Below are 13,502 nucleotides of genomic sequence, written 5' to 3' on the forward strand. Positions count from 1 at the left end.
ATGGCAAATAAGTCTCATTCCGATAAGGAACCTATTCAAGCTGGACGGGGAAGTAAACAAGGATATGTTGTTGCTGGAGCGATCTTAAGCTGCAGCTTTGGTACGCAACCGACACGTCTCAAACGTCCGTTCAGTCACGGAGTATATGTAAAAGATAAAGCGCAAATGAACGTTACAGATTACTTGCCAGGAACCAATATCAGCAATTTCGGTCGTTGCTCCTGTCCAGCTAATCCAGCGGTCAAAAGCAGTGACATGGTGGATATCTACGGGGTGAAAAAAGCGAACTGTGTTCCGGTCATCACCGGACCCTGGATCGGCGGCAAAAGTGATGTGCTTGTGGAGGGAGAACCAGCCTTGCTGGATCAATGCTCGAATGCGTGCCTACACGGGGGAATGATTCGGATTACAGACGATGGCCAGACGCTGGAGTAAGGAGGTACAAGTTGAATCACACACAAACGATGTTAACGTATACGGAGTTGGAATGTACAGGTCCATTTCCTCTTCAAACGATAAGCGAACTGCGTATTGAACGAAAATTAAATGACCATGCCCGGTTAAAGATCAGTGGATGGTTAGATGAAGAGCAGAGAGATCATTACATAGAACAGGATCAGGATAACGAACCGGTCATTATCCGTACCAAAACAGAGAATGGTCAGCCTGAACGCATTTTGTTCCATGGTTTACTGGTCCATGCAGAAACACGGATGGTGCGTGGCATCTATTATGTGGAGCTTGAAGCCGTTTCTCATACGATTCAGTTGGATATCACACCTGTAACACGTTCTTATCAGGATACCTTAATGCCCTACGGAAATTTGATCAAGCAAATCATTCAGAAGTACAATCAGGCCGATGTTATCGATAACGTAACAGACGGTACTATCTTGCATGAATTTACTTTACAATATCGAGAGACGGATTGGGCCTTTCTCAAACGGATGGCTTCCCGGTTTGGAACGGTGTTGATCCCAGAGATTTCATTGAATGGACCTAAATTCTGGTTTGGTATGCCTGAGGGGCAGTACGTTGAGATGAAGCATCCGGTTTACCGTACTCGACGTAGTTTTGATCCGAAAAGGATAGCGGAATTCAGCTACATGATGGAGAGTGAAACGCTTGCCAGGCCCGGAGACCTCACGAATTGGAATGGTGAGCAATGGATGGTGGCAGAAGTCACTTCTGAATTGCGGAAAGGGTTGCTATTACACGAATATGAACTGGTTCGCGAACAGGGACTTCAGCAAACAGAGATTTTGTGCCCTCACCTCACAGGAGCTTCACTCGAAGGACGTGTAATAGAAGCCAAATCAGGCCGAATCCGTGTTCATCTTACAGTGGATGAAAAACAAGATCGGGATAAGGCGTGGTGGTTTCCATATGCCAGCAGTTATACCGCCGAAGGACATAGCGGGTGGCACGTCATGCCGGAACGAGGAGATACAGTATCTGTCCGCTTCCCTACAGAGCAGGAGGCGGATGGATATGCGGCAAGTTCCATACGACAAGGGCGAAGCTCGTCCCCCAAGCTCACTGATCCAGCCACCAAGTATTGGGGGACTCCTCATGGCAAGGACATCAAGCTGAGTAACAGTGAATTGAAGGTGACGGCTAAATCGGAACAGGTTCACATTTCAATGAATGGTTCAGGAATTCAGGTCGTCAGTGAACATGAATTGTCATTGTCGGCAGGCAAGACGCTCTCCTTGCATGCAGACGGGGAGCTGAATATTCAAGCTGCCGAGGCTATTTATTTCAAAGCGGGCAGCAGTAGCTTGGTGTTGGATGGAGAAACGGATATACGGTCCGCTAAAGTACAGCTGGAAGGCACGGTTAAAAGACCGGTTTTTGTTGCTGATTTAGCACCGATTTGGGAACCACCACTAATGTCTATGAAAGCTTATGCGGAGGCGCAGGCGGCGAAAAGTGCAGCAAACAGCAGTACAGGGGGAAGCTCCAATTCAAGCGTTACATCGAAAGATAAGGGAGCCGTTAAGTCAGCCGTAAACACTCCGAATTCACCGAAGGCTAGTCTACTCGATGGCGTATTGGGACTAGCCCAGAAAGTATGTGATGTGGCTGCGTCTATTCCTGTATTGGGTGCCATACCGAAAGCAGCAAGTCAAAAAATAGCTTCGATTCGTTCCGAAGTGGCTTCCTCTGGACCGTCATCCATAGTTAAATATGCGGCAGCCGGATTGTCCATGATTGCCAGCGTACCTTCCCATGGTTGGGGAGTGGTGTTGGGGAAGACGGCCAAGGTTGCTGCTCAAACCTTACATGCGCACGCGGAGGAACAGAGGGCTCGTGAACGGCATGCGACGATGGATTTTCTTGGTAAGGTATGGACGAGTGCCAGAGGGTATGGAGAAGTACAATCCATACATGACTTCATCAACTATGTAAAGGGAGTCAATCAGGCTTCCGTCCAAGCCTATAGCGATATTCCTTCTGATATACGGGAACGATGGTATCAAAGAAATGTGGATCAACAGTTTGAGGATGCGCTGAATGCCTATTATAATAATCAGGATCTCTCCACAGATATAGTCGCATTAATGGAACATCAACGGCAGACAGACAATCATTTTCGATATAGTGACAGAGCTTTGATGAGTTCCAAGTATCGGGATGATATGAAAGGGTACACGACAGAACAGAAGAAATATCTAATTGATTTTCTGAATTCAATTGACGAATATAGAAAAGAGTATGGGCCGTATAGGGAAAGCCCTTTTATGAAAGACCTGGATGAGACTGAGCGGATTGTGTTTAATGAAATCAAAAACTTTGCCTATGAGAGTGTAGAGGACATGGCAGAGAGGCTCCGGAATTTCCCTAATATAGATATTCGCCAAATGGTGATCGATAACATCGAAGGAAAACAAGACGTAGCAGATAAAATTGTTAAAGTCATAACGGATCCAGATGCTGCTTATGAAAAAACGATAAACAGCTCCAAACAAGAAAATGCCCGTCTGTTAGTAGAAGCAGCATTTTTATTTGCCGTTGGAAGGAAAGGAAAGAATCATTCTAAAGATGACGGTGCTTCACCAGGGGGATCGCATAAGAAGGATGATCATTCTTCTGAGGGGACGAATAATGGTGGCCCGAAACCTAGTGGGGCTGAGCCGAATTTTAGCCCGAATTTCGATAAAAAATTAAAAAAACATGCTCAAGATATCTATGAAACTTCAAGGGATTTAGGTGTTCCGGTTAAAAAAGGGGATAAAGAAGGGATGAAAGAGTTTGTTTCCTCAATTGTAAATGACTCAAAAAATCTCGCTAATTCGAAACCTTTTGAATGGAATACAATCGAGTCTGTAGACGCTTTTGTTAAGGGGGATGCAGTTGTTTTAGTTAATCGACAAACAAACGAAATATTGACTTTCTTAAATAAAAAAGGAGATCGTTTATCAAGTAAGTTAAAATCCGAATTAGATTTGATTGGAGAGTGAGGACGACTATGAATAACTATATAATATCTTTTACAAAAAAGTTTGATTATTTTTTCGAGCAAAAAGAAATCTCAAATATTATTTATTTACATGATGAGGATGATAATGAGAGATTAGACCATGTCCTTTTCCTTGAGAAAGATGATGATAATGTTATAGGCTTGTATATAAGAGGCATGAATCCGTTAATCTCAGTGAATAGAATTTACGATTTGGATGATTTTAATTTATTTGCAAGTTATGAAGGATTGGTTGAATCTAAGGAAAATATTAAACTCAGAATAGAGTATATAGGTTTGTTTTTTAGTACTCAATACAACGAATTATTGGGTTTCTATTTGGCGAATAACGATGCATCTAGTTCTATATTTGTATTATTTTTACAAGATGAAATTTATGTGGAAAAGGATTGTAGTAAATATGAGGCTAGTAGGGCGCTTGAAAAAAGGTTTTCGACTGAAGGTTTTATAACATACGAAAAAAAACGTGAGACTGACTGGAAAAAAATAAACTTCTAACCGAAAAAAAATTACTTTTTATTTTAATGTATTGCGACCTTCAGTGGAATATATGTTGGATATCACCAAAATTTTAATTGAAAATGGTATTGATATTAACGCCTTGGATAAATTTAATGCAGTACCTTTAAAGTATGCAATTACTATAACAAAGATTACTACTAACGAATTAAAGCCAATATATTTTTATTTATTGAAGAACGGATCGGATTACAATAATAAATATATATCTGGTAAATCGTGTATTGATTATTCAAAAGAATATTCATGGAGGAATGAAGTCATAGATATCATAAAGGAGTTCAAAGATGGAGATAAATAACAGTGAATATGGTGGCTTCTTGGTTTCAAAAAATATTACTTTGGGGTTACCTATTAGATATTCTTTTAGAGAAAAAAGTTCTATACCACATTTAAATGGATGGAATTTTTATTCTATAAATGATGACGAAGAATACATTAATGATTCAAGAAATTTTGCAATACTTAGTGCTGAATCTATATATGGAATTTCTCCTATCATGTTAGGGATCTTTAATGCTCCTTATGGCACAGATTTATGTTGGCTATACGAAGAAGGAGTCCATACAGGATTCTATGACTTATTATTTGAAAAAGAGGTTACAATTGGTGAGATTCTAAAACAGACTTAGGTAATGGGGTAACCCAATACCGAATGATTTCATCATTCAAGAAATAACACATATAACTCTTTATTTGCTTGTACGCACATAAATGCTTGAAGTTTATAATCTAAATAACGCTAATGCGTTACATTAAACAGGTCCATTATGGTAGTCAGGCACCACCATGATTGACCTGTTTTTTATTACCTCCGGTTTCTCATGTTTTTATCAAATATATCGCAACAATGTAATAATCCAAGACGATAGATATAATGCAAGTGACATGATTTACAGAGCTAGTCTGCAAGTTTTCATAGTCATACATCGACCACTGTAGTAAGAGGCCTTAATTGAACATCATTAAAAATACGGAAGGTCAACTCCCATATCACTATAATACAAGTGGCAAATCCGGCAAAGGTTTTGCCTGATGGGGGAACGAATGAACAACGTACTACTTTCTATTACAATATATCTGTTGAATACCAAAAAGTGCATATCAATTTATATAACTAACTGGCTTTATCCTTAGGGATTGGTACAACATTGCACCATCCATAAATCATGGGGGTTAAGTCTAGCATTGAAACTAGTAAATGGTGATTCTTATCTTCATCTCCGTTATCAACCGTGGTAACAGAAGAAATCTCGAAAATACAGCCTCTGCATTGAGACGTATCCTAGTTTTAGGCACTGATTGGTATACTGGTTCAAATAAAAGCGGCGGTTGGAACAGAAGTAATTCTGTCTTAACCACCGTTTTTAGCTGTCCAATTTTGGGCTTATTTTGTCTTTGAGGAAAACCAAGTAAATATAGAAAAACTGGAATAGAGGCGAGAATAATGCAACGGAAAAGCTTTTATTTTAAACATTCGTCAGAAATAAGAAAGAATGAAAAATTGGCTTATACTATTTCAAAACTTGGGTCTTTCGAATGGGTTAGAACTGTTATGTATTTTGAGGATGATATATTTAAATTACCTCCAGGATTCTTCTTTAGGTTTTCTAACGGGGAGGAAATATATAATCAATTGAAAGAATGTATAAGATCGTTTGATGGAAGGCTTAGTTGGATTATGTATATGAGTAAAGATACAAAGAATAAAAATTATATTATTGAACCCACTGAAGTGTACATGGCAAAGTCTACAGATGAATTTCACGAGCATTACAATGTAAAAGAGATTTTAAAAGATAGATACAGCTATATATGCGAGACAGCAATCCAGGATATTGAGCCGTTTTGTAAGCATATTGAGACTTGGTTTAATTTGGAGGATGCAAGACCTGTATTACCTAAAATGCCATGAGTGATCTTTATTAGGTGCGACTAAAGTTTAAAGAGAGGGACATTTATTTAGCGGAAGAGAATGAACATACCCTGGGGCATTATCACATTCAAATCACAGCGCGATCCACTAGTCAATGCAGCAACTGCTGTCGTCCAAAGACTATGTTGTGTTTGTCTTCGCTGTGCTAGGTGAGCTTGATTTAATAATCCAAGGAATTGGGTTCGAAAAACGGAAGGGAATGGCCTCACTAGTAACGTGCTTCTGCAGGTAGAGGAAAACGAAAAGGACCTTGCCGTGTAGGACACAATGGAGGAGGGAACATTTGAAGCCTTGGAATGTGCCCTCTCGCCCCAAGGTCAATGCAGAGTGGAGTATTGGCATGGAGATGCTAACGGATTGGTACATGGCAAGCCGCTAGACCAGATCCCTCAGAAATAAGAGTGCTAGGTATGGTACACGAAGGATCTACCATTTACATTGGTTCCGATGAGAATGCAGTTGTAGGACTGGATTATCGACGTAAGGGAGTAGAAAATGTGTGCGTTACTGGTGCATCTCTCTGGCCTGTTAGTGGTTCTTGGAATCCAACTTTGGCCATGGTAGTTTTGCCCAGAATTCTTTAACCCGAATCTATATCTATTTTCTGAAGAAAAAGTAAAAGAGAAGATTGAAATCATTACGAAGAAAACAAAAGATATCATCTTTGTTTGTGAAGTAAACAACGAGGTAATAGGATATATTCACGGAAGCCCATATGAGTTGCTTTTTTCTGACCCTTTAGTAAACCTCTTGGGATTTGTTGTTAAAGAAAAGTATAGAAATCAAGGTGTAGGCAGCATATTGATTGAGCATCTTGAGCAGTGGGGGAAAAACAATGGATTTTCTGGTATTAAGCTGTTGTCCCACCCAAGCAGAATACATGCCCACAGGTTCTACGAACGACATGGCTATATGTTTACAAAGGAGCAAAAAAATTATATAAAAATGTTCAAATAAAACATATTCATCACGACAATTGGATATCGCTAATTTAAATTTTTTAAGAGTCAGTAGCTATAGAACTTTATGCTACTGGCTTTTTTATAAATTTATTATATTAGAAACTTATATAAATTAGTGATATAATTTTGACATGAAACCTAAAACTCATACCACCGATCTCAATGTCGCCGATTTCACTATGGTGATCGAAGATCTGACGAGGATACTTATTCGGTTACCATCAATTGAGAAACTAAGCTTCACAACGCTTTCCGTTCTACACACATTGTCTCGCAAGAGCCCCATGAGACTTACTGAGTTGACAGCTACTGAGCAAGTCACGCAGTCGGCAATCACACAGTTGGTGATCCGGCTTGAACGAGACGGATTTGTCGAGCGTCGACCAGATCCAAATGATGGCCGAGTGGTTCAAGTACATATTACCGCACTGGGCGCAAATGTTATTGACTCGCGTCGTCTGGATCGCATGGCACAGCTCTCGAAATTCATTGAAGGGCTCGCATTGGAGGAAAAACAGGCAATTGCATCCGCATTACCCGCATTAAGGCGTATAGTCAAACTTGGAAACGGATCGTAGACGCAGTTAGTGCATCCATTCGAACAAGGAGGAACACTTATGACCACAGCTCCTTTCATGCTTGAACCCAGTCCGATCTACGTATCGGATGAGTTACTTACTGATCTTCAAAATCGTCTAAAGTCCACTAGATGGCCTCTCGATGCCGGTAATGATGACTGGTTTTACGGCGTTAGTCGAAACTATCTTGAAGGACTTGTCGTCTATTGGATTAATAAGTTTGACTGGCGCAAATCCGAGAATGCGATCAACGCCTATGAACACTATAACGTAAATGTTGACGGAGTTTCGGTGCACTTTATGCGTAAACCAGGCATTGGGCCCAATCCTATGCCATTAATCCTGTCCCATGGTTGGCCTTGGACATTCTGGCATTGGTCTAAAGTTATTGATCCATTAGCAGATCCGGGCGCATTCGGGGGTGACCCAGCTGAAGCCTTCGACGTAATTGTACCCTCACTTCCTGGGTTTGGATTTTCGACGCCACTTCCAAACAACCCGGACATGAACTTTTGGAAAATGGCCGATCTCTGGCATACACTTATGACTGGTGTTCTCGGCTATGAAAAATACGCGGCAGGGGGATGCGATGTAGGCGCTCTCGTGACGGGTCAACTGGGACACAAATATAGTGACGAGCTCTACGGAATTCATATCGGGTCTGCTCAAAAACTGAGCTTGTTTAACGGGGATCGCGCTTGGGATCTCGCCGGAGGCCGTCCTCTCCCCGACGACCTTCCTGAGAAAATCCGAACGGAGATTTTGGAGCTTGATCGTCGTTTTGCATCGCATCTCGCCGTACACGTTCTTGATTCCAGCACACTTGCCTACGGACTGAGTGACTCTCCAGTAGGAATGCTTGCATGGATCTTGGAACGATGGTCCAGATGGAGTGATAATAATGGTAACGTCGAGAATGTCTTTTCGAAGGACGATATCCTTACACACGCAACAATCTTCTGGGTAAACAACGCCATCGAAACCTCAATGCGCGTCTATGCGAACGCAAACCGCTATCCATGGACACCCGCTCATCATCGCTGGCCTGTCGTTGAGGCACCAACTGGTATAACCTTCGTGGGCTACGAAAATCCGCCGGGTATCACGACCGAAAATCGCGTACAGAATTTTCTCGACAGCGATCGTGCTCCTTGGTATAACCATGTCAACATCACAGCCCACGAACATGGGGGACACTTCATCCCCTGGGAGATTCCGGACAAGTGGGTCGAGGATCTGCGACGAACTTTCCGTAGCATGTCGTATCACTGATCCAGCTTGGAAGGTATTTTAACAGCGTAACAATTCGCAGGGCAGTGCTATAAGGAAGCTGTGGATTCAATTCTAGAATGGCTGCAGAGATTTTGAGATGTATAGGAGCCTTCAGCTTCTATAGAAGCAATAAAGCCGCCCAATCCAGTTGGGCGGCTTTACTCTACAACAAATTTATATGTTACTGTCTGTTCGAGCTCCAGCTTCTTTTCTTGAGCAAATAGATTGCGGCTATCAGAATGAACCACACCGGTGTAACAAATAGCGCCACTCTCGTATCCTCGGCCAATGCCAAGATAACCAGAACGAAGACGAGAAAAGCTAGCACAATATAGTTAGACAGTGGGTACAGCGGCAGCTTGAATGTGTTGCGGCGGGCCAGCTCCGGCCGCGTGCGGCGATATCTCAGATGGCTGATTATGGTTATTCCCCAGACAAAGATAAAGCAAACGGTCGACACACTCGTAATCAGGGTAAATACCCCCTCAGGCATCACATAGTTCAGGATAATCGCGATCAGAATGACAATACTGGAGAACAGCAACGCATTTGACGGAACCTTCCTGCTGTTCAGCCGGCCCAACGAACTGGGAGCGTTGCTGTCCTTGGCCATGGAGAACACCATTCGGCTTGTACTAAAAATAGCACTGTTGCAGGCTGAAGCCGCAGAGGTCAGCACAACAAAGTTGACAATCCCTCCTGCTGCGGTAATACCAATGGCTGTAAATACCTGTACAAACGGACTTTCACCCGGTACAATCTCGTTCCACGGATAAATACTCATGATGATCAGCAGTGCGCCGACATAGAAGAGCAGAATCCGGATTGGGATATTATTGATAGCCTTTGGAATTACCTTCTCGGGGTCCTTGGTTTCCCCTGCCGTCAATCCAACAAGCTCCATGCCTACGAAGGCGAAGACCACCATTTGAAAAGAAAGCAGAAAACCATGAATCCCTTTCGGGAACATTCCGCCATGATTCCAGAGATTAACGAAGCTCGACGGTCCTTTGGTGGTGGAGAAGCCTTTGACAATCATAAATAAACCGACGAGAATCAGAGCCAGAATCGCCAATACCTTGATCAGGGCAAACCAAAATTCCATCTCCCCGAACAGCTTAACCGTTGCCAGGTTCATAAGGAGCAGAATCACAAGGGCGATTAACCCCGGCATCCACTGAGGAATCTGCGGAAACCAATATTGCGTATACAGCCCGACCGCCGTCAGATCCGCCATCGCAATCGAAATCCAGCAGAACCAGTAGGTCCAACCGGTAATAAAAGCGGCCATATTCCCTAGATAGTCCTTTACAAAATCAACAAACGAATGATATTCCAAATTACTGAGCAGTAACTCTCCTAATGCACGCATTAACAGGAACAAAACCATACCTGTAATGATGTAGGCGATCAGGATGGACGGACCTGCCAGATGAATCGATTTGCCTGCCCCGAGGAACAAGCCGGTACCAATGGCACCTCCGATGGCCATCAGCTGTACATGCCTGTTTTTTAACCCCCGTGTTAACGTTTCTCCCTGCATGGTATCTCACCACTCTCTTTCTGTAAATACTCTCAATGGACTGAAAATTTTTATACCTTTCATATTATAATAATTTGACCAGAATACCTATCCTTAAGCTGAAATTTTTTAGTTCATACAAAAAAGCCCACCTTTCACGGTTGGACGAGCTTCATAAAAAATTCTATTGTTTTCTGCCAAGAATCTGATTGACCATAAGAATTCCCTTTTAATGTACCACCGCAAGTGAAAACGCCTAAACCCATTTTTACGTTCAATGTTTCACTTAAGGGTACAACATACGGTATTGGTAATGAGTGACCTAAACCTTCATACGCTAAAAAATTGTAGTCATATTTGTAATTATGTTTTGCCAAAGTGTCCATCACTTCAACACATGCATCATAAGTATTCCACACATTATCTTCCTGACCTGTAATTAATAATAAATCTGCATTTGCATTCTCTGTTTTTATTCGGGCATCTTCTTTATTTTTTGCTACTTCTACACTTTTTTTATATGTAGTAGTAAGTCCAAAAGGTGTACATATCGCAAAACCCCCTTAATAGTATAAAAATTTCAAGTAGCAATAATGTTATATTTTTAATCTCCACCATTTATATGACCTTTATTTGGAGTTAGGCAGGTGCTTACAAGAGGATAAATTAATCAGCGAAAAAATCCTCAGATCATTTACGAATCGGCGCTGCAAGGTCTATACTGTAGTATAAAAAAGGAAGTTATGCATGTTCAGAACGTTGAATCGGAGACTAAATGCCGCTATGCCGCTGATTACGCCCATCAGCATTCTAATCGGCGTCCTGATCGGTACGCCGTTGTCGGAATACACCGGATTCTCTCCCTGGCTATTTGCATTCATGACCTTCGCGGGCAGTATCAGCATGGGTTTCAAAGATTTTGTCCATGTGATGAAGCATCCCGGCCCGCTGATTGCCTGCCTGTTCATTCTTCACCTGGCTATGCCGATGCTCGCGATGATGCTCGGACACTTGGCTTTCACCGCCGATCCTTATACGATTACCGGGCTTATTCTTGGTGCGGCTATCCCTACGGGCATTTCCAGCTTCGTGTGGGTTAACATTTACAAAGGCAATACGGCGTTGACGCTAGCCATCATTTTGATTGATACAATTTTGGCCCCATTCGCCGTTCCCGGCATTATGTCCCTGCTGGTCGGAGCGGACGTGCATCTTGATACTTGGGCAATGATGCAGAGCCTGTTCTGGATGATTGTCGTTCCTTCGTTAATCGGCATGGTGTTGAACGAATGGACCAAAGGGAAGATCAAGCAGGTGTGGGGACCTCGGCTTGGCCCGTTCTCCAAGTTGGCTATGGCTCTTGTCGTGATGATTAACGGATCTGTAATTGCGCCCTATCTGGTGGATTTTAATCTAAAGCTTGTCGGAGTATGCCTATCGATAATCGCCCTTGCTTCCACTGGATATGTGATCGGTTACCTGATCTCCAGACTGATGCGGTGGAATGATGCCGACCGTACGGCACTTGTCTTTAACGGCGGCATGCGCAATATCAGCGCAGGAGCCGTGCTTGCCATCACCTACTTCCCAGCTCCGGTAGCGCTGCCTGTGGTGCTCGGAATGATTTTCCAACAATCCACAGCGTCTCTGGTCGGATTTCTGTTGAGCCGTCATGACCGAGGCAAGGCCAAGGAGCGGCGAATCGCCGCCTAGACCTGCTCAATGAGAAATACTTCTGATATTGCCGATATAAAAAAATAGGCAGCCATTAAGCTGTCTATTTTTTAATTTGGTCTTGCTGTTTTTTTAATTTTCACAACGGCTTGCCCCTGAGTAAGGTGGCAGGGCTATAACCGATATGGTCACCGAAGTTTTAAAATATCTTTCTCTTACCAGAAGAAAGATATCCGAGCTCTTCCCGGTATTTGGCCACCGTTCTGCGTGACAACTCCAGCCCTTCCTTTGTCAGCAGTTCTGTGATTGCCTGATCCGAAAACGGTTTTTGCTTTTCTTCGTCGTCGATGATCTGCTTAATACGCATTTTTGCACTCTCCGATGAAGTGGCATCTCCGTCTTTCGACACTAGGGCTGAGGTGAAGAAATATCTGAGCTCGAACAATCCACGGGGCGTCTGTATGTATTTATTACTGACCGCACGGCTGATCGTGGATTCATGTAAGCCAGTTATTTCAGCAATCTCCTTTTGGGTCATCGGTTTGAGATAATGAACGCCATGCTCGAGAAATTCCCGCTGTCTATCAACAATGGCTTGGGCTACACGCATCAGGGTCATGCGGCGCTGTTCAAGGCTATGAATAAGCCATAATGCCGTATTCATCTTTTCATGAAGAAATTGCTTCTCATCCCCCACCACCTGCTCCCGGAGCATACGCTGGTAAAAAGGGTTAATTCCGACGCGTGGAACTGTGATATCATTAACTGTCACAAGATAGTCGTTCTTGGATGTTACTACCGAGATGTCTGCTATATTATACTGGTGTTCATATTGGGCAAATACCGCTCCTGGACAAGGATTCAATTTGCGTATTTGGTCGGTTATTTGCTGTACCTGGCGAATGTCGATACCCAGAGCATCCGCAATTTTTTGTATGCGGTTACATGAAAGGTTGACCATATGATGTCGTACGATCTCTTCCATGTAAACATCAACCTTACCGGCATACCGAAGCTGCAAAAGAAGACATTCCTCCAGGCTGCGGGCGGCGATTCCTGCCGGTTCAAAGCCTTGGATCAGAGCAAGTATATTTTCAACCTCTTCGGCAGGGACATCAAGTATTCTGGCAGCTGCATTTACGTCCAATTCGAGGTAGCCTTTTTCATTTAAATTTCCAATAAGAAACGTTGCAATCATCCGCTGCAATTTGGATAGCCCACGGACTAGCCCGAGTTGCGCTTTGAGATGTCCAAATAAATTATCTGCAGGGTTAGAGACAAAATCCAGAAGATCTACCGGATTATCGCTTTTTCGTGGTGAATATTCTTCCCCCTCACTTATCCTTTCGCAGGACATGTCGATCTCTGTCAAATCAATAACCGGATTTTCATTCGCTTGTTCATGGAGATAGGACATTAGATCGGCCGAAGAATATTGAAGGATTGTGATGGCTTGTCGTAATTCAGGAGTCATAACCATCCTGAATGTCTGCTCTTGCTGTAATCCGTATCGTATCATTTTTATCTCATCTCCTTGCGGGGCAACAACTTATTT

Annotated in this window: 12 protein-coding genes and 1 pseudogene; 10 read left to right on the forward strand and 3 right to left on the reverse strand. The window is 42.8% G+C overall.

Going from position 1 to position 13,502, the window contains the following annotated elements; genetic code table 11:
* The 9 genes and pseudogenes from AC6EJC_RS13400 (at position 1) to AC6EJC_RS13440 (ending at position 8,751) form a co-directional block, all read left to right on the forward strand.
* Positions 1-435: a DUF4280 domain-containing protein gene (locus AC6EJC_RS13400; protein ID WP_444954377.1), complete on the forward strand. Its 435-nt coding sequence runs from the start codon at positions 1-3 to the stop codon at positions 433-435.
* Between the two features lie 11 nt (positions 436-446).
* Positions 447-3,464, forward strand: a complete 3,018-nt coding sequence (locus AC6EJC_RS13405) for a phage baseplate assembly protein V (protein WP_444954378.1) — start codon at positions 447-449, stop codon at positions 3,462-3,464.
* Between the two features lie 8 nt (positions 3,465-3,472).
* The gene (locus tag AC6EJC_RS13410; RefSeq protein WP_444954379.1) at positions 3,473-3,982 is read left to right on the forward strand and encodes a hypothetical protein; all 510 of its coding nucleotides are present in this window, start codon (positions 3,473-3,475) and stop codon (positions 3,980-3,982) included.
* A 308-nt stretch (positions 3,983-4,290) separates the two neighbouring features.
* Positions 4,291-4,635 carry a DUF2185 domain-containing protein gene (locus AC6EJC_RS13415; protein WP_444954380.1) on the forward strand — a complete coding sequence of 115 codons (345 nt, stop codon included), beginning with the start codon at positions 4,291-4,293 and terminating at the stop codon, positions 4,633-4,635.
* 815 nt (positions 4,636-5,450) lie between these two features.
* The gene (locus AC6EJC_RS13420; RefSeq protein WP_039270437.1) at positions 5,451-5,918 is read left to right on the forward strand and encodes a hypothetical protein; all 468 of its coding nucleotides are present in this window, start codon (positions 5,451-5,453) and stop codon (positions 5,916-5,918) included.
* Between the two features lie 431 nt (positions 5,919-6,349).
* Positions 6,350-6,523 carry a GMC oxidoreductase gene (locus AC6EJC_RS13425; RefSeq protein WP_444954381.1) on the forward strand — a complete coding sequence of 58 codons (174 nt, stop codon included), beginning with the start codon at positions 6,350-6,352 and terminating at the stop codon, positions 6,521-6,523.
* A pseudogene (locus tag AC6EJC_RS13430) lies at positions 6,519-6,896 on the forward strand (GNAT family N-acetyltransferase); the annotation flags it as partial. The gene AC6EJC_RS13425 and the pseudogene AC6EJC_RS13430, both read left to right, overlap by 5 nt.
* 184 nt (positions 6,897-7,080) lie before the next feature.
* Positions 7,081-7,479 (forward strand): MarR family winged helix-turn-helix transcriptional regulator, encoded by a 399-nt coding sequence (locus tag AC6EJC_RS13435; protein WP_444954473.1) that lies wholly within the window; start codon positions 7,081-7,083, stop codon positions 7,477-7,479.
* A gap of 39 nt (positions 7,480-7,518) precedes the next feature.
* On the forward strand, positions 7,519-8,751 hold the full coding sequence (locus AC6EJC_RS13440) for an epoxide hydrolase family protein (protein WP_444954382.1): 1,233 nt from the start codon (positions 7,519-7,521) through the stop codon (positions 8,749-8,751).
* A gap of 181 nt (positions 8,752-8,932) precedes the next feature.
* On the opposite strand, the gene AC6EJC_RS13445 is transcribed toward AC6EJC_RS13440, so the two are convergent.
* Complete coding sequence (locus AC6EJC_RS13445; protein ID WP_444954383.1) at positions 8,933-10,294, reverse strand: amino acid permease; 1,362 nt, start codon at positions 10,292-10,294, stop codon at positions 8,933-8,935.
* Between the two features lie 134 nt (positions 10,295-10,428).
* Complete coding sequence (locus AC6EJC_RS13450) at positions 10,429-10,824, reverse strand: acyl-CoA thioester hydrolase/BAAT C-terminal domain-containing protein (RefSeq protein ID WP_444954474.1); 396 nt, start codon at positions 10,822-10,824, stop codon at positions 10,429-10,431.
* A gap of 196 nt (positions 10,825-11,020) precedes the next feature.
* Here AC6EJC_RS13450 and AC6EJC_RS13455 point away from each other — a divergent pair, with 196 nt between their 5' ends.
* Positions 11,021-11,986, forward strand: coding sequence for a bile acid:sodium symporter family protein (locus AC6EJC_RS13455; protein WP_444954384.1), 966 nt, complete (start codon positions 11,021-11,023; stop codon positions 11,984-11,986).
* A 160-nt stretch (positions 11,987-12,146) separates the two neighbouring features.
* Here the strand turns inward: AC6EJC_RS13455 and rpoN are convergent, their stop codons facing one another.
* On the reverse strand, positions 12,147-13,466 hold the full coding sequence (rpoN, locus tag AC6EJC_RS13460) for an RNA polymerase factor sigma-54 (RefSeq protein ID WP_444954385.1): 1,320 nt from the start codon (positions 13,464-13,466) through the stop codon (positions 12,147-12,149).
* Positions 13,467-13,502 lie beyond the last annotated feature (36 nt).

It is taken from the genome of Paenibacillus sp. TY11 (genome assembly GCF_059772165.1).